This window comes from Thioclava sp. L04-15, assembly GCF_002020275.1.
Taxonomy (GTDB): domain Bacteria; phylum Pseudomonadota; class Alphaproteobacteria; order Rhodobacterales; family Rhodobacteraceae; genus Thioclava; species Thioclava marina.
Genome location: NZ_MPZW01000006.1, coordinates 1 through 22,477, shown reverse-complemented (window position 1 = coordinate 22,477; position 22,477 = coordinate 1). Strand labels below are relative to the sequence as shown.

At 64.4% G+C, this 22,477-nt stretch carries 21 protein-coding genes; 13 read left to right on the top strand and 8 right to left on the bottom strand.

Annotated elements, in window-relative coordinates:
• Nucleotides 1-17: 17 nt before the first annotated feature.
• Together BMI90_RS18595 and BMI90_RS18770 are read left to right on the top strand one after the other, a co-directional pair.
• Nucleotides 18-206: a hypothetical protein gene (locus BMI90_RS18595; protein ID WP_146671292.1), complete on the top strand. Its 189-nt coding sequence runs from the start codon at nt 18-20 to the stop codon at nt 204-206.
• Nucleotides 207-295: 89 nt separating this feature from the next.
• A complete protein-coding gene (locus tag BMI90_RS18770; RefSeq protein WP_168172786.1) occupies nt 296-463 on the top strand; it encodes a hypothetical protein in 168 nt (55 codons plus the stop codon).
• Nucleotides 464-579: 116 nt separating this feature from the next.
• Here BMI90_RS18770 and BMI90_RS13370 read toward each other — a convergent pair whose 3' ends face one another.
• The 5 genes from BMI90_RS13370 to BMI90_RS13350 all read right to left on the bottom strand — a co-directional run bounded on the left by BMI90_RS13370 (nt 580) and on the right by BMI90_RS13350 (nt 5,341).
• Nucleotides 580-1,692, bottom strand: coding sequence for a TRAP transporter substrate-binding protein (locus BMI90_RS13370; protein WP_078529997.1), 1,113 nt, complete (start codon nt 1,690-1,692; stop codon nt 580-582).
• Nucleotides 1,693-1,980: 288 nt separating this feature from the next.
• Nucleotides 1,981-3,078 (bottom strand): TRAP transporter substrate-binding protein, encoded by a 1,098-nt coding sequence (locus tag BMI90_RS13365; protein ID WP_078529996.1) that lies wholly within the window; start codon nt 3,076-3,078, stop codon nt 1,981-1,983.
• A gap of 243 nt (nt 3,079-3,321) precedes the next feature.
• Nucleotides 3,322-4,152 carry an arginyltransferase gene (locus BMI90_RS13360; RefSeq protein ID WP_078529995.1) on the bottom strand — a complete coding sequence of 277 codons (831 nt, stop codon included), beginning with the start codon at nt 4,150-4,152 and terminating at the stop codon, nt 3,322-3,324.
• Between the two features lie 138 nt (nt 4,153-4,290).
• Nucleotides 4,291-4,746 (bottom strand): DUF2852 domain-containing protein, encoded by a 456-nt coding sequence (locus BMI90_RS13355; protein ID WP_078529994.1) that lies wholly within the window; start codon nt 4,744-4,746, stop codon nt 4,291-4,293.
• A 127-nt stretch (nt 4,747-4,873) separates the two neighbouring features.
• Nucleotides 4,874-5,341, bottom strand: coding sequence for a YbaK/EbsC family protein (locus tag BMI90_RS13350; protein ID WP_078529993.1), 468 nt, complete (start codon nt 5,339-5,341; stop codon nt 4,874-4,876).
• Nucleotides 5,342-5,485: 144 nt separating this feature from the next.
• Here BMI90_RS13350 and BMI90_RS13345 point away from each other — a divergent pair, with 144 nt between their 5' ends.
• Together BMI90_RS13345 and BMI90_RS13340 are read left to right on the top strand one after the other, a co-directional pair.
• The gene (locus tag BMI90_RS13345; protein ID WP_078529992.1) at nt 5,486-8,260 is read left to right on the top strand and encodes a glutamine-synthetase adenylyltransferase; all 2,775 of its coding nucleotides are present in this window, start codon (nt 5,486-5,488) and stop codon (nt 8,258-8,260) included.
• Nucleotides 8,261-8,275: 15 nt separating this feature from the next.
• Complete coding sequence (locus tag BMI90_RS13340; RefSeq protein ID WP_078530187.1) at nt 8,276-8,542, top strand: hypothetical protein; 267 nt, start codon at nt 8,276-8,278, stop codon at nt 8,540-8,542.
• Between the two features lie 6 nt (nt 8,543-8,548).
• Here BMI90_RS13340 and eda read toward each other — a convergent pair whose 3' ends face one another.
• The gene (eda, locus tag BMI90_RS13335; RefSeq protein ID WP_078529991.1) at nt 8,549-9,190 is read right to left on the bottom strand and encodes a bifunctional 4-hydroxy-2-oxoglutarate aldolase/2-dehydro-3-deoxy-phosphogluconate aldolase; all 642 of its coding nucleotides are present in this window, start codon (nt 9,188-9,190) and stop codon (nt 8,549-8,551) included.
• Nucleotides 9,191-9,319: 129 nt separating this feature from the next.
• Nucleotides 9,320-11,125, bottom strand: coding sequence for a phosphogluconate dehydratase (gene edd / locus BMI90_RS13330; protein ID WP_078529990.1), 1,806 nt, complete (start codon nt 11,123-11,125; stop codon nt 9,320-9,322).
• A 213-nt stretch (nt 11,126-11,338) separates the two neighbouring features.
• On the opposite strand from edd, the gene BMI90_RS13325 reads away from it, so the two are divergent.
• From BMI90_RS13325 to BMI90_RS13295, 7 genes are all read left to right on the top strand, one after another.
• The gene (locus BMI90_RS13325) at nt 11,339-12,532 is read left to right on the top strand and encodes a class I SAM-dependent rRNA methyltransferase (RefSeq protein ID WP_078529989.1); all 1,194 of its coding nucleotides are present in this window, start codon (nt 11,339-11,341) and stop codon (nt 12,530-12,532) included.
• On the top strand, nt 12,532-13,077 hold the full coding sequence (locus BMI90_RS13320; protein ID WP_078529988.1) for a PIN domain-containing protein: 546 nt from the start codon (nt 12,532-12,534) through the stop codon (nt 13,075-13,077). The genes BMI90_RS13325 and BMI90_RS13320 overlap by 1 nt, the downstream gene beginning before the upstream one ends.
• 229 nt (nt 13,078-13,306) lie before the next feature.
• Nucleotides 13,307-13,807: a DUF2478 domain-containing protein gene (locus tag BMI90_RS13315; RefSeq protein WP_078529987.1), complete on the top strand. Its 501-nt coding sequence runs from the start codon at nt 13,307-13,309 to the stop codon at nt 13,805-13,807.
• A 106-nt stretch (nt 13,808-13,913) separates the two neighbouring features.
• Nucleotides 13,914-15,368 (top strand): glucose-6-phosphate dehydrogenase, encoded by a 1,455-nt coding sequence (gene zwf / locus BMI90_RS13310; protein WP_078529986.1) that lies wholly within the window; start codon nt 13,914-13,916, stop codon nt 15,366-15,368.
• Nucleotides 15,365-16,036, top strand: coding sequence for a 6-phosphogluconolactonase (gene pgl, locus BMI90_RS13305; RefSeq protein ID WP_078529985.1), 672 nt, complete (start codon nt 15,365-15,367; stop codon nt 16,034-16,036). Before zwf ends, pgl begins: the two co-directional genes overlap by 4 nt.
• 3 nt (nt 16,037-16,039) lie before the next feature.
• A complete protein-coding gene (gene pgi / locus BMI90_RS13300; RefSeq protein ID WP_078529984.1) occupies nt 16,040-17,647 on the top strand; it encodes a glucose-6-phosphate isomerase in 1,608 nt (535 codons plus the stop codon).
• A gap of 81 nt (nt 17,648-17,728) precedes the next feature.
• On the top strand, nt 17,729-18,049 hold the full coding sequence (locus BMI90_RS13295; RefSeq protein ID WP_075777173.1) for a hypothetical protein: 321 nt from the start codon (nt 17,729-17,731) through the stop codon (nt 18,047-18,049).
• On the opposite strand, the gene BMI90_RS13290 is transcribed toward BMI90_RS13295, so the two are convergent.
• Nucleotides 18,046-18,474, bottom strand: coding sequence for a DUF1489 domain-containing protein (locus BMI90_RS13290; protein ID WP_078529983.1), 429 nt, complete (start codon nt 18,472-18,474; stop codon nt 18,046-18,048). The genes BMI90_RS13295 and BMI90_RS13290 overlap by 4 nt on opposite strands.
• 160 nt (nt 18,475-18,634) lie before the next feature.
• On the opposite strand from BMI90_RS13290, the gene BMI90_RS13285 reads away from it, so the two are divergent.
• Together BMI90_RS13285 and BMI90_RS13280 are read left to right on the top strand one after the other, a co-directional pair.
• Nucleotides 18,635-20,899 (top strand): adenosylcobalamin-dependent ribonucleoside-diphosphate reductase, encoded by a 2,265-nt coding sequence (locus tag BMI90_RS13285; protein WP_078529982.1) that lies wholly within the window; start codon nt 18,635-18,637, stop codon nt 20,897-20,899.
• A gap of 315 nt (nt 20,900-21,214) precedes the next feature.
• Entirely contained in the window at nt 21,215-22,306 is a 1,092-nt protein-coding gene (locus BMI90_RS13280) for an AAA family ATPase (protein WP_168172785.1), read from the top strand.
• The last annotated feature ends 171 nt before the right edge of the window (nt 22,307-22,477 follow it).

The following is a 22,477-nucleotide window of genomic DNA, read 5'->3' as shown; positions in this document are numbered from 1 at the left end:
GGGGCCGCCCTTTTCTTGTGACTGGAGAGACTGAGATGCGGATCGTTCGATACTTTCTCGTGGGGGCCGTACTGGCAGGGCTGGCGGCGTGCGGAGACACCACGGAGCAGCGCGCGGCGACGGGCGGTGTGGGTGGCCTGGTCGTGGCGGGGCCCGTGGGCGCGGTCGTCGGGGCCGGGCTTGGCGTCGTCACCAAGACCAACTGACCCCTGAGCCGGGGAACCGGGAGAGGGGATCGCGCGTCTTCCTGATGGCTGGCCGCCTTCGCGGCTGATTGACCGGAGAGGAAAATGAGATGCGTAGTCTAGCACTTTTGATGGCGATGGGCCTCGTGGGCATGCTTGCGGCCTGCGGCGATACCGTGACCGAACGCGCCGCGACCGGTGGCGTGGGCGGGCTTGTCGTGGCGGGTCCCGTGGGTGCGGTGGCCGGGGCAACCGCCGGGGCTGTCACGACGCAGTAACGCGAGGGGCGGTGCGCTGATGCAGGGTCTTCCTGCGCCCCCGACCAAGGCCCCACTGCAGAAACGAAGAAGGCCCCGGAGTGATCCGGGGCCTTCTCGTTGTCTCAGGGGCGCTCTCAGAGCTTGAGGTTGCCCGCGGCCTGCTGGCGCATCATGAAGTAGTCGAAGTTGAACTCCGACAGCTGCCACCAGCCATACGCGTCATTGCGGAAGGCGAAGATGTGGTCATGCACCTTCTTGAACCCGGCATTCGAGGCGCCGATCTCGGCATAGACTTCCTGCGCGGCCTTGAAGCAGGCGTCGAGGATGTCCTGCGAGAACGGACGCAGCTGCGTGCCCTGCGCGAGAAGCGTCTTCAGTGCGGTCGGGTTTTTCGCGTCATAGGACGCCATCATGTCCGAGTTGGCCGCCTGGGTCGCCGCCTGCAGCGCGACCTTGTAGGCCTCGGGGAGTTGGTCATAGGCGTTCTTGTTGAACATGGCGTGCAGGCAAGCGCCGCCTTCCCACCAGCCCGGGTAGTAGTAGTAGGGCGCGACCTTGTAGAAGCCGAGCTTCTCGTCATCGTAGGGGCCGACCCACTCGGTGGCGTCGATTGTCCCCTTCTCGAGCGACGGGTAGATGTCGCCGCCGGCGATCTGCTGCGGCACGACGCCGAGCTTTTCCATGACCTTGCCGCCGAAGCCACCGATGCGCATTTTCACGCCCTTGAGGTCTTCCACGGTGTTGATTTCCTTGCGGAACCAACCGCCCATCTGGGCGCCGGTGTTGCCGCACGGGAAAGCGGTGATGCCGTAGTTCGCGTAGAACTCGTTCATCAGATCATTGCCGCCGCCATAGTAGAACCAGGCGTTCTGCATGCGCGCGTTGAGGCCGAAGGGCACAGCGGTCGCGAAAGCGAAGGTCGGATCCTTGCCCCAGTAGTAGTAGGATGCGGTGTGGCAAGCCTCGACGGTGCCGTTGGAAACCGAGTCCATGGCTTGCAGGCCCGGGACGATCTCGCCAGCCGCGAAGACCTGAATGTTGAATTTGCCGTCCGTCATTCCCTTGACGTAATTCGCCATCGTCTCGGCCGCGCCGTAGATCGTGTCGAGCGATTTGGGGAAGGACGAGGTCATGCGCCAGGTCACGGTCGGGGTTTCTTGCGCAATGGCCGGTGCGGCAAGCGCACTGCCCGCAGCCGCGGCAGCCCCGCCAAGTGCGCCTTTGCGCAGGAAAGAGCGACGATCCATATGGTATTCCTCCCGGTTTTGGTTCTCGTCTTGACAGGTTCCGCCCGCTCCTAGCCCGAAGGCTCCCTCCGCGGGCGTCCATGGCGGTCACTTTACTTGACCGATTGCACCTGTAAACCGGCCTTTTCCGGCTTTTCCCGGTTTTTGGTCAAATCCTCGCGTGCCGAGCCTGCGGCATAAGGTTTCGCACACACATTTCGAATGGTCATAAAAAAGCCCCGGCGCATCGCTGCGCCGGGGCCGGATCATTGGATTGACCAGTCGAGGCGACCGGTCAGGCCGGGACGGTCAGAGCTTGCCCTGGTTCGCCTGGCTCATCATGAAGTAATCGTAGTTGAACTCGGCCAGCTGTTCCCAGGTGAACCAGTCCTTGCGGAAGTCCTTGATGGCCCCCCAGATCTTCGCGAACTCGGCGTTGTTGGCCTCCATTTCCGCATAGACCTCGTTGGCTGCGGTGAAGCAGGCCTGCATGATCTCGGGCGAGAAGGCACGCAGCTGGGTGCCGTTGGCCACCAGCGTCTTCAGCGCGGCCGGGTTCTTCATGTCGTACTTCTGGAGCATGTCCGAGTCAGCCGCCTGCGCCGCGGTGTGCAGCAGCGCCTGGTATTGCTTCGGCAGACCTTCCAGCTTCTCTTTCGAGAAGAAGAAGTGGACCGTCGGGCCACCTTCCCACCAGCCGGGGTAGTAGTAGTAGGGCGCGACCTTGTAGAAGCCGAGCTTCTCGTCATCATAGGGGCCGACCCATTCGGTCGCGTCGATGGTGCCTTTTTCCAGCGCCGGGTAGATGTCGCCGCCGGCGATCTGCTGCGGCACGAGGCCGAGCTTTTCCATCACCTTGCCCGCGAAGCCGCCGACACGCATCTTCAGACCCTTGAGGTCTTCGACCGAGTTGATCTCTTTGCGGAACCAGCCACCCATCTGCGCGCCGGTATTGCCGCCCGGAAGGCCGTAGAGGCCCTGCTTGCCCAGGAACTCGTTATAGAGCTCGATGCCGCCGCCGTGATAGTGCCAGGCATTCATGCCGCGTGCGTTGAGCGAGAAGGGCACCGCCGCGCCGAGCGCCCAGGTCGGGTCTTTGCCCCAGAAGTAGTAGCCCACGGTGTGACAGGCCTCGACGGTGCCATTCATCACGGCATCGGCGACCTGCAGGCCGGGGACGATCTCGCCCGCGGAGAAGACCTGGATCTTGAAATTGCCGTCCGAGGCTTCTTCGACCATCTTCGAGAGCACTTCCGCGCCGCCATAGATCGTGTCGAGCGATTTGGGGAAGGACGAGGCGAGGCGCCAGGTGATCTGAGGGTTGCTCTGTGCGATCGCGGGCGCAGCCAAGGTGCTCGCAGCCGCACCACCCAGCGCAGCTTTCGTCAGAAAGGAACGACGGTCCATGATGGATCCTCCCATGTTTGCTTCGAGATGCGGGGAGCATTGTCCCCGCCGCCCGCGCATCCTCCAATGATATCGCGGGCCTGTGGGGACCGTTTCACCACAGACCGAAACTGTCCAGTGATGGCGCGTGCTCAAACGCTTACGATCACAAAAAAAATTCTCAGAAATGGTTTGACGCGGGAGGGCTGCACAAGGGTTGGGCAGCTGCCTGCGAATCCGGCGACGGGTCCCGGCCCGAAGCCTTCAGCTTCCGCGTGTATCGGGCAATTGGATGCGGGCGACCTGCTCGGCGATCGGGTCGACCGAGAGCGGATGTGTCTCGGTTTCGTGGCTGGCCGGGTCCCCGATATCGATCCAGTTTCCGCCCTTGTAGATCTCGAGCGCACTGAAATTCGCCTTGTAGCCCATCTTGCGCGAGCCCGGTACCCAATAGCCCAGGTAGACATAGGGCAGGCCGACGCGGCGCGCGATCTCGACATGATCGAGGATCAGATAGGTGCCAAGGCTGTCCTTGATCCGTTCGGGCTCGTAGAAGGAATAGACCATGGACAGCCCGTCATCGAGCACATCGGTGAGGCAGGTCGCGATCAGCGCGCGCATCGAGCCCGGCGTCTCGGCGCTCTCGCGATATTCGATCACGCGCGATTTGACCGGCGTCTCCTCGATCATCGCGGCAAACTCGAAGATATCCATATCGGCCATGCCGCCATCGGCATGGCGCGTGTCGAGATAGCGGCGGAAGAGGGCGAATTGCTCTTCGGTGGCCCAGGGGCTGGTCGCGGTGCGGCGCAGGTCGGTATTGCGCTTGAGTACGCGGCGCTGCGATTTCGTCGGCACGAAATCCGCGACTCGGATCCGGGCCGAGAGGCAGGCCATGCAATCGGCGCAGGATGGCCGGTACAGCACGTTCTGCGAACGCCGGAATCCCTGCCGCGACAGCGCGTTATTAAGCTTTTCCGCACCTTCCCCTTGCAGGGCCGTGAAAAGTTTACGCTCTGACCTGCCATCCAGATAGGGGCAGGGCTGCGGCGCGGTCACGTAGAACTGCGGAGCGAGCGGAAGCGAATGGCGCATGAATGCCTCGATCGGGGCGGGTTGGCTCGAAGGCTAGCAAAGAGGCTCGCACCCGCCAAGTGTTTCCTTCTCCACACATAGAAGGCGCCCCGGTCAGGTCAACCGGGGCGCCGAGGGAAGTCGGGAAGGGAGGCGCGATCAGGCGCGTTCGCTCACTTCGGCATCGTCCTCCCGAGCAGCCGCCTTGGCGCGTTCGTCCATGTACTGGTCGAACTCGGCCTTGTCGCGGGCCTCGCGCAGGCGGCGCAGGAAGTCTTCGAACTCTTGCTGCTCGCGCTCGAGACGCTCAAGCGTGTCGGCCTTGTAGGCGTCGAAGGCAGCGTTGCCGGTCGTGCGCGAGACATGCAGGCGGGTCGAACCGCAGCAACCGAAAGCGCGGCGCTGGGTGGCCTCGCCCGTGCGCCAGCGGCGCCCGAACCGACCGGTGAAGAGAATGAAGAACAACAGAACCAGGCCCAGCGGGCCGGCGAAGATGAAACCGGCCACCATCAGCGCGATCCACGCGCCGGGGCCGTTCCCATCCATCCACTCGATCGCACGAGTGAACCAATTGCCGCGCGGGGCGGGAATCGTGTTGGTGGAATAGGCGGACATCGGAACCTCCGGGTTGAGTATGTGAATGCTTTTCACATCTCCAAGATCGGAAGCGGGCAAGCGCTTTGCAAGTGGGTATGTGAATGTTTTTTACATCCTTCGCGCAAAGCACCGGAATCACGTGTGTTTATTCGATGAAGTCGGCCCGTTTCGCGCCGCTGATACGCTCCAGATCGAAAGGCGTGATCGAAAAGACATGGCGCGGCGTGCCCGCCGCGGCCCAGACCGTGTCGAAATCGAAAAGCCGCGGATCGAGAAAGGCGGTGATCGGGCTGATATGACCGACCGGGGCGACGCCGCCGATGGCAAAGCCCGTCTCCGCGCGGATCAGGCCGGCATCGGCCTTGCCGAGCGGTTGGCCCGCGACGGCGCTTGCCTTCTCGGCGCTGACCCGGTTCGCGCCCGCGGTGATGAACAAAACGACATGCCCGCTCTCTTCACCGCGGAAGATGATCGACTTGGCGATCTGATCGACCTCGCAGCCCACCGCGTCGGCGGCCATCTGGGCGGTGCGCGCCTCTCCCGGTTCGGAAATCTCGAATTCAGCTCCCGCCGCCTCGAGCGCCGCGCGGACCCGTTTGAGTGATTTGCTCATTCCAACTGCTCCCAATATCCCCGCCGGAGGCATCCGGCATCTCTCTTTCGCACCCCGGCCGGGACATCTAGGACGAGATGCCGCCCCGATCCAATCCCCCCGATCCCCATTGACCCGCGCGCGGGGCACGGTAAGCATGACGCCATGCCTTTCGCCACCCGTCTCACCCGTGCCCCGCTCCCGTTCGAGCCCGAACGTGCCGAGGAAGCGCGCGCGCTCTTTGGCGATCTGGCGCCCGAGCTGCGTGAGCTTCTGGCCGGAACGGCCGGGTGCAGCCCTTATCTCAAGGGCTTGATGGAGAAGGAGGCAGACTGGTTGCGCCCCGCGCTTGCGGGCAACCCCGAGGCCGCGCTGGCCGAGGAATTTGCGCGCCTCGGTCCGGTCGCGCTGTCTGATCTGCCAAACGAGCTGCGCCGCGCCAAGCGCCGGGTGGCGTTGCTTGCGGGGCTGGCCGATCTCGGTGGGGTCTGGTGTCTCGAAGAGGTGACCGGAGCGTTGACGCGGCTGGCTGATCTCGCGGTCGATCTCGCCCTGAAACGGCTCGTCGGCGAAGAGATCCGGCGCGGCAAGATCCCCGGCGCGACCGAAGAGGACGCCGAGACCGCCGCCGGGATGGTCGCGCTTGCCATGGGCAAGATGGGGGCGGGGGAGCTGAATTACTCCTCCGATATCGATCTGATCTGCCTCTTCGATGAGACCCGCTACGACGCGATCGACCAGATGGAGGCTCGCGCGGCGCTGATCCGGGCGACGCGGAAGATGGCGGGAATGCTCAATGACCGCACCGCCGAAGGGTATGTCTTCCGCACCGATCTGCGCCTGCGCCCGGATGCGAGCGTGACGCCGGTCTGCATCTCGATGGGGGCGGCCGAACTCTATTACGAATCCGAGGGGCGGACATGGGAGCGCGCGGCCTATATCAAGGCGCGCCCCTGCGCGGGCGATATCGCGGCCGGAGAACGGTTTCTCGGAACGCTGCGCCCCTTCGTCTGGCGCAAGCATCTCGATTTCGCGGCGATCCAGGACGCGCATGACATGCGGCTGCGCATCCGTGAGCATAAGGGGCTGCACGGGCCGATCGAAGTGCCGGGCCACAACATCAAGCTCGGCCAGGGCGGCATCCGCGAGATCGAGTTCTTCACCCAGACCCGCCAGCTGATCGCGGGCGGGCGTGACGAATCCTTGCGCGATCGCACCACCGTCGGCGGGATGCGCGCGCTTGCCGCGAAGGGCTGGGTGCCGGGTGATGTGGCCGAAGAGTTGATTGCCCATTACCGCGAGCATCGTGAGATCGAGCACCGCATCCAGATGGTCAACGATGCTCAGACCCAGCTCCTGCCCACGAACGAGGACGCGCTTGCGCGGATCGCGGCGATGATGGGCGAGGGGAATGTCGCGCGCTGGTCCGAGCGGCTGCGCGCGCGGCTTGAGCGGGTCGAAGCCCTGACCAATGATTTCTTCGCGCCCGACGAGGCGAGCGAGCGGCCCGAACTGTCCGAGAGTGCGCGCCAGATCGTCGAAGGCTGGAGCAGCTATCCCGCGCTGCGCTCCGAACGCGCGCGCACGATCTTCAAGCGGCTTGAACCGGAATTGCTGGGCCGGATGGCGCGGGCGGCCAATATGGATGAGGCGTTGACCCAGTTCGACGGCTTCCTCAAAGGGCTGCCTGCCGGGGTTCAACTTTTCTCGCTCTTCGAGGCTAGCCCGCAGCTGATTGATCTGATTGTCGACATCTGCGCAACAGCGCCGGGGCTTGCGAGCTATCTCTCGCGCAATGCGGGCGTTCTTGATGCGGTTCTGGGTGGCAGCTTCTTTTCGCCCTGGCCCGGGCGCGATGCGCTGACGGTCGATCTCGAGCGGCTTCTGGCGCAGGCGGGCGATTACGAGGCGGCGCTGATCGCGGCGCGTCGCTGGGCGAAGGAATGGAAGTTCCGCGTTGGCGTTCATCACCTGCGCGGACTGGTTGATGCGTCCGAGGCGGCGGGCCAATATGCGGATGTGGCGGGTGCGGTACTTGCAGCGCTCTGGCCCGCGGTCCAGGAGGAATTCGCGCGCCGTTACGGGCCATGCCCGGGCAAGGGGGCGGTGGTTCTGGGGATGGGCAGCCTCGGGGCGGAGCGGCTTCATGCGCGCTCGGATCTGGATCTCATCGTCATCTACGATCCCGCCGGACAGGACTATTCCGAAGGCAAGAAGCCCCTTGCGACAAGGGCTTACTATGCAAAGCTCACCCAGGCGCTGATCACGGCGCTCTCGGCGCAGATGCCTGAGGGGATGCTTTATGAGGTCGATATGCGGCTGCGCCCGTCCGGGCGCCAAGGGCCGGTCGCGACGGCGCTTTCGAGTTTTGCCGATTACCAGTTGAACGAGGCCTGGACCTGGGAGCATCTCGCGTTGACCCGGGCGCGGCCGGTGGCGGGATGCGCGGATCTGGCCGCCGAGGTCGAGGCGATCCGGCTCGAGGTGCTTGCGGCCAAGGGCAAGGCGGAAAAGGTATTGCCCGATCTCGCCGAAATGCGCGCCCGGATCTTCGCGGCCAAGCCCGTTAAAGGGCGCTGGGAAGCCAAGATCGGAGCGGGGCGGTTGCAGGATATCGAACTTCTTGCGCAATGGTTCGCGCTCCACGAGGGAGCGCCGGCGCGCCGGGTCGAGGCGCAGCTCAGGATCGGACCGCGTGCGGGATTGGTCGACAAGCCGACGGGGGAGGCGCTCGCCTCGGCCTATCGCTTCTTGTGGAGACTGCGCGCGGGCGAGAAACTGCTGAGCGACGACGCGCTCGATCTTGAGGCGTTGGGCGAGGGGGCAACCGCCTTCATGCTGCGCGAGACGGGCATGGAGACGCTCGAAGCGCTAAGCGCGCGGCTCGAGGCTGCGACAGCCGAGGTCGCGGCCATCGTCGATCGGATTTTGGGGGGCTGAATGGGGCGCAAACTGATGGATATGAACGAGGCGGATCCGAAAGGGCTGATCCGCGAGAGCTACAAGATCGACGGGATCGGCGAGGCCGAATGCCGGTCGATCTTCATGGATTGGGCGCTGAGCCTTGCTCCGGGTCTGGATGCGAAAGAGGCGATCCGGACGGTTTTGGTGGGGTATCAAGGGCCGCCCGAGCACCCGATGAGCCGGGTCCTCAGCGAAGGGCTGACCCGCGAGAGCGGAGCGCCCGTGCGGCGCGGCGGCGCGCGCGGACGGCGCTTCTAGGGTCGCTCAGCGTGGCAGGGCGGCCGCCTCGCGCGCGAGCGCTTCGATCCCCGCCCAATCGCCCGCCTGCACCATCGCATCGGGCGCGACCCAGGATCCACCTGCACAAAGAACGTTCGGCAAGCTCAGGTAATCATTGGCATTCTTTATGCTGACCCCACCCGTGGGGCAAAAGCTCACCTGCGGGATCGGCGCGCCGATGGCCTTCAGTGCAGGCGCGCCGCCCGAGGCTTCGGCGGGGAAGAATTTCAGCACGTCGTAGCCGATCTCGTAGAGCTTCATCACCTCGGAGGCGGTGGCAGCGCCGGGCAAAAGGGCCAGCCCCTCATCCTGGCAGGCTTTCACAAGACGATCCGTCGCCCCGGGTGAGACCCCGAATTTCGCACCCGCCGCTTTCGCGGCTTTCACATCCGCAGGCGTGAGCAACGTTCCGGCCCCGACAACGCCCCCCTCGACATCCGCCATCGCGCGGATCGCATCGAGCGCGCAGGGCGTGCGAAGGGTTACTTCCAGCGCGGGCAGGCCACCCGCGATGAGAGCTTTCGCAAGCGGGACCGCATGGGCCACGTCCTTGACCACGATCACCGGCACGATCGGGGCGAGTTCGCAGACCTTGCGGGCGGCGGCGGATTGTTCGGAAGGGGTCATGGGATCACTCCAGTCTTGGACGTCCGCGCGGGCGGAAAGGGCAGAATACCTCCGGCATGGATATCTGAGGCAATTGGACAGAGCGTTCTGAGTTCCAACAGCCCGAGAAGTTCCTCCGGAGGCAAGAAATCAAAGCACCACCGAGGCCCCGGAGGTCGCGGGGCCGACATGGGCACGGAAGGCAGCAAAGAGCTCGCGACCGATGCCGAACTGGTTGGCGCTCAGATCGGGCTGGACGGGGCTGCGGGCGTCGAACCCTTCAGTGAGGCAAGTCAGCTCGCCCGTCACCGCGTCGAGCCGCACGATATCGCCGTCCTGCAGCTTGGCGAGCGGGCCGCCATCAGCCGCCTCGGGCGAGACATGGATCGCGGCGGGCACCTTGCCCGACGCGCCAGACATCCGGCCATCGGTCACCAGCGCCACTTTCAGCCCGCGATCTTGCAGCACCGAGAGAGTGGGGGTGAGCGAGTGGAGCTCCGGCATCCCGTTCGCCTTGGGGCCCTGGAAGCGGACGACGACGATCGTGTCTTGCTTGAACTCGTCGCGCTTGAAGGCTTCCTTGACGTCCGCCTGATCGTGGAAGACCCGCACCGGGGCCTCGATCTGGCGGCGCTCTTCGGCGACGGCGGAGACCTTGATCACGCCGCGCCCGAGATTGCCATTGAGTTGCTTCAAGCCGCCGGTCTTCTGGAACGGATCGGCGGGTTTGCGCAGGATCTTGTCGTTGAGGCTGTCTTCCGGCCCCTCGACCCAGACGAGACCGTCTTCGGTCAGCTTGGCGTCCTGCGTGTAGCGCGTCAGCCCATCGCCCGCGACCGTCTTGGCGTCCTCATGCAGCAGCCCCGATTTCAGCAGGTGGCGGATCATGAATTGCAGCCCGCCGGCGGCATGGAAGTGGTTCACATCGGCCAAACCGTTCGGATAGACCTTCGCCAGAAGGGGCACCACCGAGGACACATCGTCGAAATCCTCGAGGTCGAGAATGATCCCCGCCGCGCGCGCCATCGCGGGCAGGTGCAGGATATGGTTGGTCGAGCCGCCCGTGGCCATCAGCCCCACGAGCCCGTTCACGAAGGCCTTCTCGTCGAGGATTTCCGAGGCCGGGCGGTAATCGTTGCCAAGCGCTGTAATCTCGGCCGCGCGCTTGGCGCCAGCAACCGTCAGCGCCTCGCGCAGTGGGGTGTTCGGGTTCACGAAGGAGCTGCCGGGCAGATGCAGCCCCATGAACTCCATCAGCATCTGGTTGGTGTTCGCGGTGCCGTAGAACGTGCAGGTGCCGGGGCCGTGATAAGAGGCCATCTCGGCTTTCATCAGCTCGTCGCGGCCGATTTCGCCCGCGGCGAATTGCTGGCGCACGCGGGCCTTTTCGTCATTGGGCAGGCCCGAGGTCATCGGCCCGGCGGGAATGAAGATCGCGGGGATGTGGCCGAAGGTGGCCGCCGCCATGATCAGGCCCGGCACGATCTTGTCGCAAACCCCCATATAAAGCGCCGCATCGAAAGTGTTGTGGCTGAGCGCCACACCCGTCGCGAGTGCGATCACATCGCGCGAGAAAAGCGACAGCTCCATCCCCGGCTGGCCCTGCGTGACCCCATCGCACATGGCAGGCACTCCGCCGGCGACCTGCGCGGTGGCGCCAACCTCACGAAGCGCCGCCTTGATCAGCTGCGGATAGGTTTCGTAGGGCTGATGGGCCGAGAGCATGTCGTTATAGGCGGTGACGATCCCGATATTCGGTGAGCGCCCTTCGGCGAGCGCGTCCTTGTCGTCGCCCATCGCGGCATAGGCATGGGCCTGATTGCCGCAGGTCAGGTGGGCGCGGGCGGGTCCGGCCTCTGCCGCTTCGCGCATCCGGGCGAGATACGCGCCGCGCGGGCCTTCCGAGCGGGCACGGATACGATCGGTTACACGGGCGATTGTGGCGTCGAGGGTCATCGGCTTGGGCCTTTCCTTGCTCTGCGGCCGCCTGTGGGGAGGCGTGGCGGACAGCGTGGATCGAAGGGATGCGCGTCCTCTAGCATGTTAGCGCTAACGTCGCAACCCGGAAAGCTACATGTTTATGTGGGGCGGGGCAGGGCGCTGGCAAGGATCGGGGCTTTCGCGCTCAGGCGCTTGGCGCTAGGAAGGCCCAAGATCAAGGAGTGCCCGATGAGCCAGCCCCGTCCCGTTGTCCGCCTGCGTCCCAAAGCCGAAGCCCGCGCGATTCGCCACGGCTTCCCTTGGGTCTATGCCGATGAGCTTGTCGTCGACCGGCGCACCAAGACGATCGCGCCCGGAACGATCGCCACACTCGAGGACGCCGATCGTCGCCCGCTGGCCACGGTCACGGTGAACCCGAACTCGAAAATCATCGCGCGGGTGATGAGCCGCGATGCGGAGGCACAGATCGACCGCGCCTGGATCGCGGCGAAACTGAGCCGGGCGCAGGAGATGCGCGCGCGGTTGTTCGCGACGCCTTTCTACCGGCTGATCCATGCCGAGGCGGATGGGCTGCCAGGCGTCATCATCGACCGCTTCGGGGACGCGGCGGTGATTCAGCCCAACGCCGCCTGGTCCGAGGTGATGATCGCGGATCTGGAGGCTGCGCTGGCCGAGGTCACGGGCGTCACGACGATCATCAAGAATGGCTCGGGCCGGGCGCGCAACCTTGAAGGCCTTACCGAGGAGACGCTCGTGCTGCGTGGTGGTGTCGATGCCCCGGTCGAGGTGCCGATGAACGGCGCGATCTACATGGCGGACCTGCTGGGCGGGCAGAAAACGGGGCTCTTCTACGACCAGCGTCCGAACCACGCCTTTGCCGCTCGACTGGCGCAGGGCGTGCGGGTGCTCGACGTCTTTTCCCACGTTGGCGGTTTTGCTCTGGCGGCGCTGGCAGGGGGCGCGCACTCGGCGATCTCGGTCGATGCATCGGCGCCGGCGCTCGACCTCGCGACCAAGGGTGCGCAGGCGATGGGGGCGGGCGATCGCTTCTCGACCCGTCAGGGCGATGCCTTCGATCAGCTCGACGCGTTGGGCCAGGAAGGCGCGCGCTTCGATCTCGTGATCTGCGATCCTCCTGCCTTCGCGCCTGCCAAGCCCGCGCTGCAAGCCGGACTGCGCGCCTATGAGCGCATCGCGCGGATGGCCGCGCCCCTCGTGGAAAGCGGTGGCTATCTCGTGCTGTGCTCATGTTCGCACGCCGCCGATCTGGCGCAGTTCCGCGCCGCCTGTACGCGCGGCATCGGCAAGGCGGGCCGTAGCGCGCAGCTGATCCATACCGGTTATGCCGGACCCGATCATCCGATGCTGCCTCAACTGGCCGAGTCGGGCTATCTCAAGTCGCTTTTCTTCCGGCTCGACTGATGCAGAAGATCCTGCTCGACGCCTGCGTTCTCTATCCGACGGTTCTGCGGGAAATTCTGATCGGGGCGGCGAAGGCGGGGCTCTACCACCCGCTCTGGTCGGCCCGCATTCTGGAGGAATGGGCCCGGGCCGCCGCGCGCCGTGCGCCCGCCGACGAGGCCATTGCACGCGGCGAAATCGCACTGCTTCGGGCATCCTTCCCCAAAGCGGAGATCGCACCGCAACCGGGGATCGAGCAACGCCTTGTCCTGCCCGACGACAACGACATCCATGTGCTTGCGGCGGCCATCGCGGGGAGTGCCGATGCCATCGTCACCTTCAACGCGCAGGACTTCCCGCGCGGTACCTTGGCCGGCGAAGGTCTGGACCGGCGCGATCCGGACGGCTTCTTGTGGCAACTCCTCTCCGAACATCCCGAGGAAATGCGGCAAGTGACCGAGGTCGTGCGTGCCGAAGCCGAGCGGCTGTCCGGCGAACCCCAGCCGATCCGTGCCCTGATGAAACGTGCGCGCCTTCCTCGCTTCGGCAAGGCTCTGGCGGGCTGAAGAGGGGGCGCTGCCCCCGTCGCCGGAGGGCGACAAATTGTGACCTGGCTGGGGGCGCTGCCCCCGTCCTCTTCGAGGACTCCCCCGAGATATTTCGATCAAGAAGAAGGCGGTTTCTTTTCTTCTTCTTGATGCAAATATCTCGGGGGTGAATTTCCGCAAGGAAAGAGGGGGCGGCGCCCCCTTTCGCCCTCTTGACCGGCTGCGATGGCGGGGTCATTGAAGGGTCATGATCGGTTTCATCACTTGCCAGACCCGTGGCACGGCGGATCGCCTGCTCGCTGACCTCGCTGACCGGCTCGTGCAAGCGGGGCGACCGGTGATCGGCATGGTGCGGGCGCAAGCTCCGCAGAGCTTCGAATGCGAAATGCATCTTCGGCTGCTGCCGGGGGGCGAAATCCGCGCGATCTCGCAGGACCTGGGCAAGGGCGCTTCGGGGTGCTCGCTCGACGCTGGTGCGCTCGAAGAGGTGGTCGCGCGGGTGGCCGCAGCCTTGGAACGTGCAGGGCCGGAGACTGTGGTCGTGCTCAACAAGTTTGGCAAGCAGGAGGCTGCCGGTCGGGGGTGCCGTGAACTGATTGCGCAGGCCATGGTGTCGGATCTGCCGGTGCTCCTGTCGGTCCCGCCGGAGACGAGAGCGGAATTCGACGCCTTCGCAGAGGGGCTCGCCGAAGAAATCGTGCCGGATATTCAGGCGCTTGAGGCGTTTCTCTCCCGCGAGGCCGCTTAATCGCAGCTGTGACATTGTTTGAGAGGCTGGCAATGCTAGACTCGAAGGGCGAAGGTGAGTAGAAGGGGCGCGTTAGCGCTAACGGATCTCAAACACGGAGCAGCCCATGGTTTCGCGCGTCATTCCCGTCGACCGGTTCGATTTGGTGATCTTCGGCGCAACCGGCGATCTCGCCAACCGCAAGATCCTGCCTGGTCTCTTCCGTCGCTTCTGCGCGGGCCAGATCCCCGAAGGCTCACAGATCATCGGGGCCGCGCGCTCCGAGATGAGCCCCGAGGAATTCCGCGAGCAGACCGCGGCGGCGATCGCCGAGTTCGGCGGCAAGCAGTCGGGGGATCGGGAAAGCCTCAAGGGGTTCCTCGCGCTTCTTGATTACGTGCCGATCGACGCGAAGGGGGAGGAGGGCTGGGAGGCCCTGAAATCCAAGGTGCGCCCCGAAGAGATCAATGCCTTCTATTTCTCGGTGGCGCCTGCGCTTTTCGGGGATCTCGCCGAGCGGCTGCACAAGCGCGGGATCGCCGGCAAGGACTCGCGGATCGTCGTCGAGAAGCCTTTCGGCCGCGATCTCGCGTCGGCCAGGGCGCTCAACGCGACGCTGGCCAAGCATTTCGATGAAACGCAGATCTATCGGATCGACCACTATCTCGGGAAAGAGACGGTTCAGAACCTGATGGCCGTGCGTTTCGCCAACATCCTCTTCGAGCCGCTCTGGAACAGCCAGTTCGTCGACCATGTGCAAATCACCGTGGCCGAAACGGTCGGCGTGGGGGGGCGCGGATCGTATTACGACAAGTCGGGCGCAATGCGTGACATGGTGCAAAACCACCTCATGCAACTTCTATGCCTGATCGCGATGGAGCCGCCTTATCACTTCGACCCGGACGCGGTGCGCGACGAGAAGCTCAAGGTGATCCGCGCGCTTCAACCCGTCGCGCCGGCCGATATGGTGCGCGGGCAATACCAGGCGAGCAAGGATGCGCCGGGGTATCTCGAGGATGCCGAGAACCCGGCTTCCAAGACCGAGAGCTATATCGCGATGAAATGCCATATCGCGAACTGGCGCTGGGTGAATACGCCATTCTATCTGCGAACCGGCAAACGCCTGCGCGCGCGAACGTCCGAGATCGCGATCACCTTCAAGGAGCCGCCGCATCTGATCTTCGACGAGGCCGAGGGCGAATGGCGCGAGAATGTGCTGGTGATCCGGCTCCAGCCCAACGAGGGGATGAACCTCAAGATGATGATCAAGGAGCCGGGACCGGGCGGGATGCGCCTCGTGCAGGTTCCGCTCGATATGTCCTTCGCCGAAGCCCTCGGCGAGGAGGCGGACATTACCGATGCTTATGAGCGCCTGATCATGGATGTGATCCGGGGCAACCAGACGCTGTTCATGCGTGGCGACGAGGTCGAGGCCGCCTGGGCCTGGACCGATCCGATCATCGAGGGCTGGGAAGAGCGGGGCGACAAGCCGCAGCCTTATGACAGTGGCTCCTCCGGGCCCGATGACGCGCTGATGCTGATGCATCGAGACGGGCGCCGCTGGCGGGAGATCCGCGAATGATTTTCAAGAGTTACCCCGATCGCGAGTTCCTGATGATGGGGCTCGCCGATCGCATCGCGAGCCAGCTGCGCGAGACGATCCAGACGCAGGGGCATGCCACGTTTTCGGTGCCCGGCGGGACCACGCCGGGGCCGATCTTCGATATTCTCTCGGGTGTCGATCTCGATTGGGGGTCGGTCGCTGTGCTGCTCAATGACGAGCGCTGGGTTCCCGAAAGTTCCGAGCGCTCGAACACCCGGCTGATCCGCGAACGTCTGTTGACCGGGCGCGCGGCCAAGGCGACGCTTGTGCCGCTTTATGCCGACGCGCCGCGGCCCGAAGACCGGATGGAAGAACTGGCCGAGGGTATCAAGCCGCATCTGCCGATTTCGGTCCTGCTTCTGGGCATGGGCGCGGATATGCACACCGCGAGCCTTTTTCCCGGCGCGGACCGGTTGGCCGAGGCACTGTCGGACGATGCGCCGATCCTGCTGCCAATGCGGGCCGAGGCCGCGGGCGAGCCGCGCATCACGCTCTCGGCGCCCGTGCTGCGCGACGCGATGCACACCCATATCCTGATCACCGGTAACGAGAAGCGCAAAGCCATCGAAGCCGCCGAGAAACTTCCCGTGGAACAGGCGCCGGTGCGCGCCGTTCTCAAAGACGCGACCGTTCACTGGGCTGAGTAAACGATGACCATCTGGCAAGACCTCCTCGACAAGGCGCAATCCGTACAAAACCGCCAGATCGCGGAATTGTTCGAAAATGAAAACCGCGCGGCAGGGTTCAGTCGCGAGAGCGGGCCGTTCCTGTTCGATTTCTCCAAGACGAATATCGACGCGGAGACCTTGGATCTGCTGGTGGAACTGGCCGAGGAAAAGGACGTGGCCGCCCGCGCCGAAGCGATGTTCTCGGGCGCGAAGATCAACGAGACCGAAGGCCGCGCTGTGCTGCACACGGCGCTGCGTAACCTCGACACGGACGTTTTCGTCGATGGCGAAAACGTCATGCCGGAGGTCCGCGCGACCTATGCGCGGATGGTGGATTTCGCCCGCGATGTGCGCGAGGGCAAGTTCACGGGGCAAGGGGGTGCGATCACCGATGTGGTCAATATCGGTATCGGGGGCTCCGATCTCGGCCCGGCGATGGCCACGCTCGCGCTCGCGCCCTATCACGACGGGCCGCGCTGCCATTTCGTCTCGAATGTCGATGGCGCGCATATCCATGACACGCTGGCCGATTTGGACCCCGAGACGACGCTGGTGATCGTGGCCTCGAAGACCTTCACCACAATCGAGACGATGACCAATGCCGAGACGGCGAAGCGCTGGATGGCCGTGAAGGTCGCGGACCCGGCACAGCAATTCGCGGCGCTCTCGACCTCGGCTGAGAAAACCGCCGCCTTCGGGATCGACGCGTCGCGCGTCTTCGGCTTCGCCGATTGGGTCGGTGGTCGTTATTCGATGTGGGGGCCGATCGGGCTGTCGCTGATGATCGCGATCGGGCCGGAGGATTTCGCCGATTTCCTCAAGGGCGCGGCTGTGATGGATGCGCATTTCCGCGCAGCGCCCTACGCCGAGAACCTGCCGGTGCTGCTCGCGCTGGTGGGCATCTGGCATAACCAGTTTTGTGACTACGCCACGCGCGCCGTTCTGCCCTACGATCAGCGGCTCGCACGGCTGCCCGCCTATCTCCAGCAACTCGAAATGGAGAGCAACGGCAAGCGCGTCAGCATGGATGGCAAGGATCTACCCTATAACTCTGGTCCCGTCGTCTGGGGCGAGCCGGGCACAAATGGTCAGCACGCTTTCTACCAGCTGATCCATCAGGGCACGCGGGTGATCCCGTGCGAATTCATGGTCGCCGCCGAAGGGCACGAACCCGATCTGGCGCATCAGCATCTTCTGCTCGTGGCCAACTGTCTTGCCCAATCCGAGGCGTTGATGCGCGGGCGTTCGCTCGACGAGGCTACCGCGATCATGCGCAAGAAAGGGCTCGATGGGGCCGAGCTCGACCGTCAGGCGCGCCACCGTGTTTTCCCCGGCTCGCGGCCATCGACGACTCTGCTTTATCCCAAACTGACGCCGGAGGTCTTCGGCGGGATTGTTGCGCTTTATGAGCACCGCGTCTTCGTCGAGGGCGTGATCCTCGGGATCAACAGCTTCGACCAATGGGGGGTCGAGCTTGGCAAGGAACTGGCGCTTGCACTGGCCCCTGTGCTGAGCGGCGAGGATTCCGGGGAGGGCAAGGACGGCTCGACCCGTCAGCTCGTCGCCCGCATCCGTGCCTTGCGGGGCTGAGATCCCGCGCTTGTGACGGAACGGTCCCTCTGCTCGGGCGTTTTTCCTGACTGGACTGTAATCTGTTGAAGGAGAGGGCCGATGATCGAGAAGATGGACAACAGCCCTGCGGGCGTCGCGGGACTCGATGTCTCCGGCACGGTTCTGGCGCGCGATGTGACCGAGGCATTGCGCATGGTCGCGCCAACCGAAAGCCTGCTGGTTGAGGTTGCGCCGCGCTTCGATGGCTATATGGCCGAGCTTGTAGGCGGGATGCGCCGCGCGTGCCGCGACGGGCAGGCACAACGCTGCGCGCTGGTCGTGCCGGAAGACATGCGCGACGAGGCGACGATGCAGGGCGAGGGCGACGGTCTGCGCATTTTCACCGCACGCGAAGCCGCAGAAAGCTGGCTTGCCTCTTAACGCAGACCGATCTCGGCGAGCGCCACGGCAAGCTCGCGGGGCAGCGCGTCTTCTCGGGCACGCCCTTGGGGCAGATCGCGCGGGGCGTCCTCGGGTTTGAGATAGCGCCAGCCCTGGAAGGGACGGCGCATCAGTGCCTCGGTGCGCACCACTTCCCGGTCGAGAACGATCGCGCAACGGGCGATCCCGTCTGCGCCCATCACTTCCGACAGTTCCAGCACGCGTTGTCGCGCCAGCACGGCCCCCTTGAACACCCAGTAGAGCGAGCCGCCGTTCAGGATCTCATCCGCGCGTTTCGGCCACATCCGCGTGACATGCATCGCCGGGCCCTTGCCGTAGCGACTGGCCTGCCACGCGATCAGGTCCTCGACCTTCTCGGCGCCCACGCAAAGTTTGATCAGATTGACGGTGTCATTCTCTCCCATGGTTTCTAGTTAGGATTTTGATCCCGTCGCGGCAATGTCCGATTTGCGTCTGGTCAGGACGAGGGGCCTTAGGTATAGTGTTTATCCGCCCCCGGCGCACGATATGCGGCGGGGGCGTCTGATTTCTGAGCATATCCGCACCGACCGTCGAGAGGACCGAATGAGCCGTTTTGCCGCCCCCATCGCCGAGCAGATCTGGGACATGAAATACCGCCTGAAAGAACAGGACGGCACGCCCATCGACGCGACGGTGGAAGATAGCTGGCGACGCATCGCGCGGGCACTGGCCGAGGTCGAGGACGAACCTGCGGAGTGGGAAGAGAAGTTCTACAACGCGCTGGAAGATTTCAAATATCTTCCGGCTGGACGGATCACCGCAGGTGCGGGGACGGGCCGCGCGGTGACACTGTTCAACTGCTTCGTCATGGGGACGATCCCGGACAACATGGGCGGGATCTTCGATATGCTGAAGGAAGCCGCGCTGACGATGCAGCAGGGCGGTGGAATCGGTTATGACTTCTCCACCATCCGGCCCCGCGGCGCCGAGGTGAAGGGCGTGGCCGCCGATGCCTCGGGCCCGCTGTCATTCATGGATGTCTGGGATGCGATGTGCCGCACGATCATGTCGGCGGGCTCGCGCCGCGGTGCGATGATGGCGACGATGCGCTGCGATCACCCCGATATCGAGAATTTCATCACCGCCAAGCAGGATTCGGCGCGGCTGCGCATGTTCAACCTGTCGGTGCTGGTGACCGATCCCTTCATGGAAGCCGTGAAGGCCGACAAGCCGTGGGATCTGCAATTCGGCGGCAAGGTCTATCACACGCTCAACGCCCGTGATCTGTGGAACAAGATCATGCGCGCGACCTACGATTACGCCGAGCCGGGCGTGATCTTCATCGACCGCATCAACAAGATGAACAATCTCAACTATGTCGAGCAGATCGCCGCGACCAACCCCTGCGGCGAGCAGCCCCTGCCGCCCTATGGCGCCTGCCTGCTTGGCTCGATCAACCTCGCACGTCTGGTGACCAACCCGTTCGAAGGCAATGCCGAACTGGATCCGGCCAAGCTCGACGAGTTGGTGCGGCTCGCCGTGCGGATGATGGATAACGTGGTCGACGCCTCGCGCTTCCCGCTGGAACAGCAACGCGAAGAGGCGCAGAACAAGCGTCGTATCGGTCTTGGCGTGACGGGGCTGGCCGATGCGCTTTTGATGCTGGGCCTGCGCTATGGCTCGGAAGAGGCCGCCGCCCAGACCGAGGCCTGGATGAAGCTGATCGCGCGGGCGAGCTATCTCGCCTCGGTCGATCTGGCGAAGGAAAAGGGCGCGTTCCCGCTCTTCGATGCCGAGAAATATCTCAACTCCGGCAATATGTTGCAGATGGATGATGATGTGCGCGAGGCGATCCGCACCCACGGCATCCGCAATGCACTGCTGACCTCGATCGCACCGACCGGGACGATCTCACTTTACGCGGGCAATGTGTCGAGCGGCATCGAGCCGGTCTTCGCCTATGCCTATACCCGCAAGGTGCTGCAGCCCGACGGCTCACGCACCGAGGAAGAGGTGGTCGATTACGCCGTGCAGATGTGGCGCGACAAGTTCGGCGACACCCCGCTGCCCGACTATTTCGTCAACGCCCAGACCCTCGCGCCGCTCGATCACGTCCGGATGCAGGCGGCGGCGCAGAAATGGATCGACTCGAGCATTTCCAAGACCATCAACTGCCCCGAGGATATCGCCTTCGAGGAGTTCAAATCGGTCTATATGGAGGCCTGGGACACGGGCTGCAAAGGCTGCACCACCTACCGCCCGAACGATGTGACGGGCTCGGTTCTCAGCGTCTCCGAGAAAGAGGAGAAGGCGCCGGAAGTCGATCAGGGCGCCGAGGTGGTCTACCTGACCGAGCCGCTCGACCGTCCCGCCGCGCTTGAAGGTTCGACCTACAAGATCAAGTGGCCGGGCTCCGAGCACGCGATCTACATCACCATCAATGACATCGTCCAAGGCGGCCATCGCCGTCCCTTCGAGGTCTTCATCAACTCCAAGAACATGGAGCATTTCGCCTGGACCGTCGCGCTGACCCGCATGGTCTCGGCCGTGTTCCGCCGCGGCGGGGATGTGTCCTTCGTGGTCGAAGAGCTGAAAGCCGTGTTCGACCCGCGCGGCGGCGCTTGGATGCAGGGCAAATACGTCCCCTCGATCCTCGCGGCGATCGGCGGTGTGATCGAGCGCCACATGATCGCGACGGGCTTCATCGAAGGCGAGGGAATGGGCCTGAAATCCGACCCCGAAGCCGAGCGCATGATCGTCGGTGAAGCCCCGCGCGGCAAAGCCTGCCCGTCCTGTGGCAGCTACGCGATGCGGATGGTCGAAGGCTGCATGACCTGCGCCGATTGCGGCCACAGCAAGTGCGGGTGAGACGGGCGAGGGGCGGAAGCTATTGAGCGCCGCATAAAATGTCCATTCCGGTAGGTTTTTGTCCATTCCGGAAAGCATAAAGTGACCATCGAAGGCTCTGCCTTCGGTGGTTTTTCTTTCATTTCAATGCTTTGTCAGATCTCCGGCAAGGGAGCTTTCTGACCCGTTTTCCGGCGCTCCGGCCCGGTTGACGTCGCCTCGCGAAATCGACTTAACCTCCACCCAAACCCGGGTTCCTCATCATCGACGCCTCGCGAACAGCCGTCTCGCGAGGGGCGTCAGCGGCGCATGCCGCCTGACCAGAAGGAGCCTGCCATGTCCGACCATTTCCCGATCTGTGATCTACGCTTCGATCTTGAAACCTCGCCCGCGAAGATCGAGGCCGAACTCACCAGATTCTTGCGCAAACTGCGTTGGGTCGCACAGGGCCACGATCCGGCTGACTTCGACGCGGTGCTCGATGATGAGTGCTGGGACGACGCTATGCGTGCGTGTCGCCCCAGCTTGCACGATGGCGACAGGATCCGGCGTCGGGCCTCTGCCCTCGCCGATCGGCGGCTCCGCGCGTCAGGAATGGCGCATCTGGGCCGTGAGGCACGTGAGGCGCTGGCGGGGCTCAAACACGGCGTGCGCATGGTGCGGCTCGCGAGCGAACACTGCGCCGACGAGATCGCCGCCGCTCTGCACGAGGAGATGCCCTGGATGACCCGCGCGAGCGAGATCGCCTGGCACGCCTTGCGCGAAAGCGTGCGCGAGGGTGCTCCGGCGGTGCGCTTCCCGCCCCTCTTGCTCGACGGACCTCCGGGCATCGGCAAGAGCCATTGGGCGCGTCGCTTGGCGGAGTTGATCGGCATGCCCTCGGAACTGATCGATGCCGCGAACGAACCCGCGGGCTTCGCGGTTGCGGGCAGTCAAAGAGGTTGGGCGACGGCCCAACCCGGCCGACCTGTGGAACTCATTCTGCGCGAGCGTTTCGGTAATCCGGTCATCGTGATCGACGAGGTGGATAAGGTCGGCGATGTGCGTTCAGATCGAGGCTTCAGCTTTGCGCTGAGCAATGCGCTCCTGCCGCTGCTCGAACCCCTCAGCGCCCGGACCTGGAACTGCCCCTATTATCGGGTGCGCTTCGACATGCGCTGGATCAGCTGGATCCTGACATCGAACGATCGCCGGGCCGTGCCTGCGCCGCTGCTGAGCCGCTGTCGCGTGCTCGATATCCCGCCGCTCTCTGGCGCGCATCTGGCGTATTTCGCGCGCCGCGAAGGGGCGGCGCGCGGCCTGCCGGCGGATACGGCCGACGCGCTGGCGGACATGCTGCGAGGCGCCGAGCACGGCTGGGATCTGCGCGCGGTGATCAAGCTGATCGATGGTCTCGTGGCGCACGAGAACCGACCGACTTTGCAGTGAAGAACAGTCGAGCAAATGAACGAGTAAATTGGGAACCGGTCATTTGGTGTGCTCCCCAAAAATAGCGCATTGCTTAGGAATCCTCGACATACCGTGATCCGCACCCCAGAGCTCTACCGCCCTTAGGCAGAGTTTCCCGGCTTTGCTCAGGGTGACGGGCTGGTGACGCCC

Coding starts and splice junctions, on each gene's coding strand:
- BMI90_RS13325 (WP_078529989.1), top strand. CDS start 11,339: ATGAGCCAGCCCCGTCCCGTTGTCCGCCTGCGTCCCAAAGCCGAAGCC.
- BMI90_RS13315 (WP_078529987.1), top strand. CDS start 13,307: ATGATCGGTTTCATCACTTGCCAGACCCGTGGCACGGCGGATCGCCTG.
- BMI90_RS18770 (WP_168172786.1), top strand. CDS start 296: ATGCGTAGTCTAGCACTTTTGATGGCGATGGGCCTCGTGGGCATGCTT.
- BMI90_RS13290 (WP_078529983.1), bottom strand. CDS start 18,474: ATGGGAGAGAATGACACCGTCAATCTGATCAAACTTTGCGTGGGCGCC.
- BMI90_RS13320 (WP_078529988.1), top strand. CDS start 12,532: ATGCAGAAGATCCTGCTCGACGCCTGCGTTCTCTATCCGACGGTTCTG.
- zwf (WP_078529986.1), top strand. CDS start 13,914: ATGGTTTCGCGCGTCATTCCCGTCGACCGGTTCGATTTGGTGATCTTC.
- BMI90_RS13370 (WP_078529997.1), bottom strand. CDS start 1,692: ATGGATCGTCGCTCTTTCCTGCGCAAAGGCGCACTTGGCGGGGCTGCC.
- BMI90_RS13365 (WP_078529996.1), bottom strand. CDS start 3,078: ATGGACCGTCGTTCCTTTCTGACGAAAGCTGCGCTGGGTGGTGCGGCT.
- BMI90_RS13285 (WP_078529982.1), top strand. CDS start 18,635: ATGAGCCGTTTTGCCGCCCCCATCGCCGAGCAGATCTGGGACATGAAA.
- eda (WP_078529991.1), bottom strand. CDS start 9,190: ATGACCCCTTCCGAACAATCCGCCGCCGCCCGCAAGGTCTGCGAACTC.
- BMI90_RS13350 (WP_078529993.1), bottom strand. CDS start 5,341: ATGAGCAAATCACTCAAACGGGTCCGCGCGGCGCTCGAGGCGGCGGGA.
- BMI90_RS13295 (WP_075777173.1), top strand. CDS start 17,729: ATGATCGAGAAGATGGACAACAGCCCTGCGGGCGTCGCGGGACTCGAT.
- BMI90_RS13345 (WP_078529992.1), top strand. CDS start 5,486: ATGCCTTTCGCCACCCGTCTCACCCGTGCCCCGCTCCCGTTCGAGCCC.
- pgl (WP_078529985.1), top strand. CDS start 15,365: ATGATTTTCAAGAGTTACCCCGATCGCGAGTTCCTGATGATGGGGCTC.
- BMI90_RS13340 (WP_078530187.1), top strand. CDS start 8,276: ATGGATATGAACGAGGCGGATCCGAAAGGGCTGATCCGCGAGAGCTAC.
- pgi (WP_078529984.1), top strand. CDS start 16,040: ATGACCATCTGGCAAGACCTCCTCGACAAGGCGCAATCCGTACAAAAC.
- edd (WP_078529990.1), bottom strand. CDS start 11,125: ATGACCCTCGACGCCACAATCGCCCGTGTAACCGATCGTATCCGTGCC.
- BMI90_RS13360 (WP_078529995.1), bottom strand. CDS start 4,152: ATGCGCCATTCGCTTCCGCTCGCTCCGCAGTTCTACGTGACCGCGCCG.
- BMI90_RS13355 (WP_078529994.1), bottom strand. CDS start 4,746: ATGTCCGCCTATTCCACCAACACGATTCCCGCCCCGCGCGGCAATTGG.
- BMI90_RS13280 (WP_168172785.1), top strand. CDS start 21,215: ATGTCCGACCATTTCCCGATCTGTGATCTACGCTTCGATCTTGAAACC.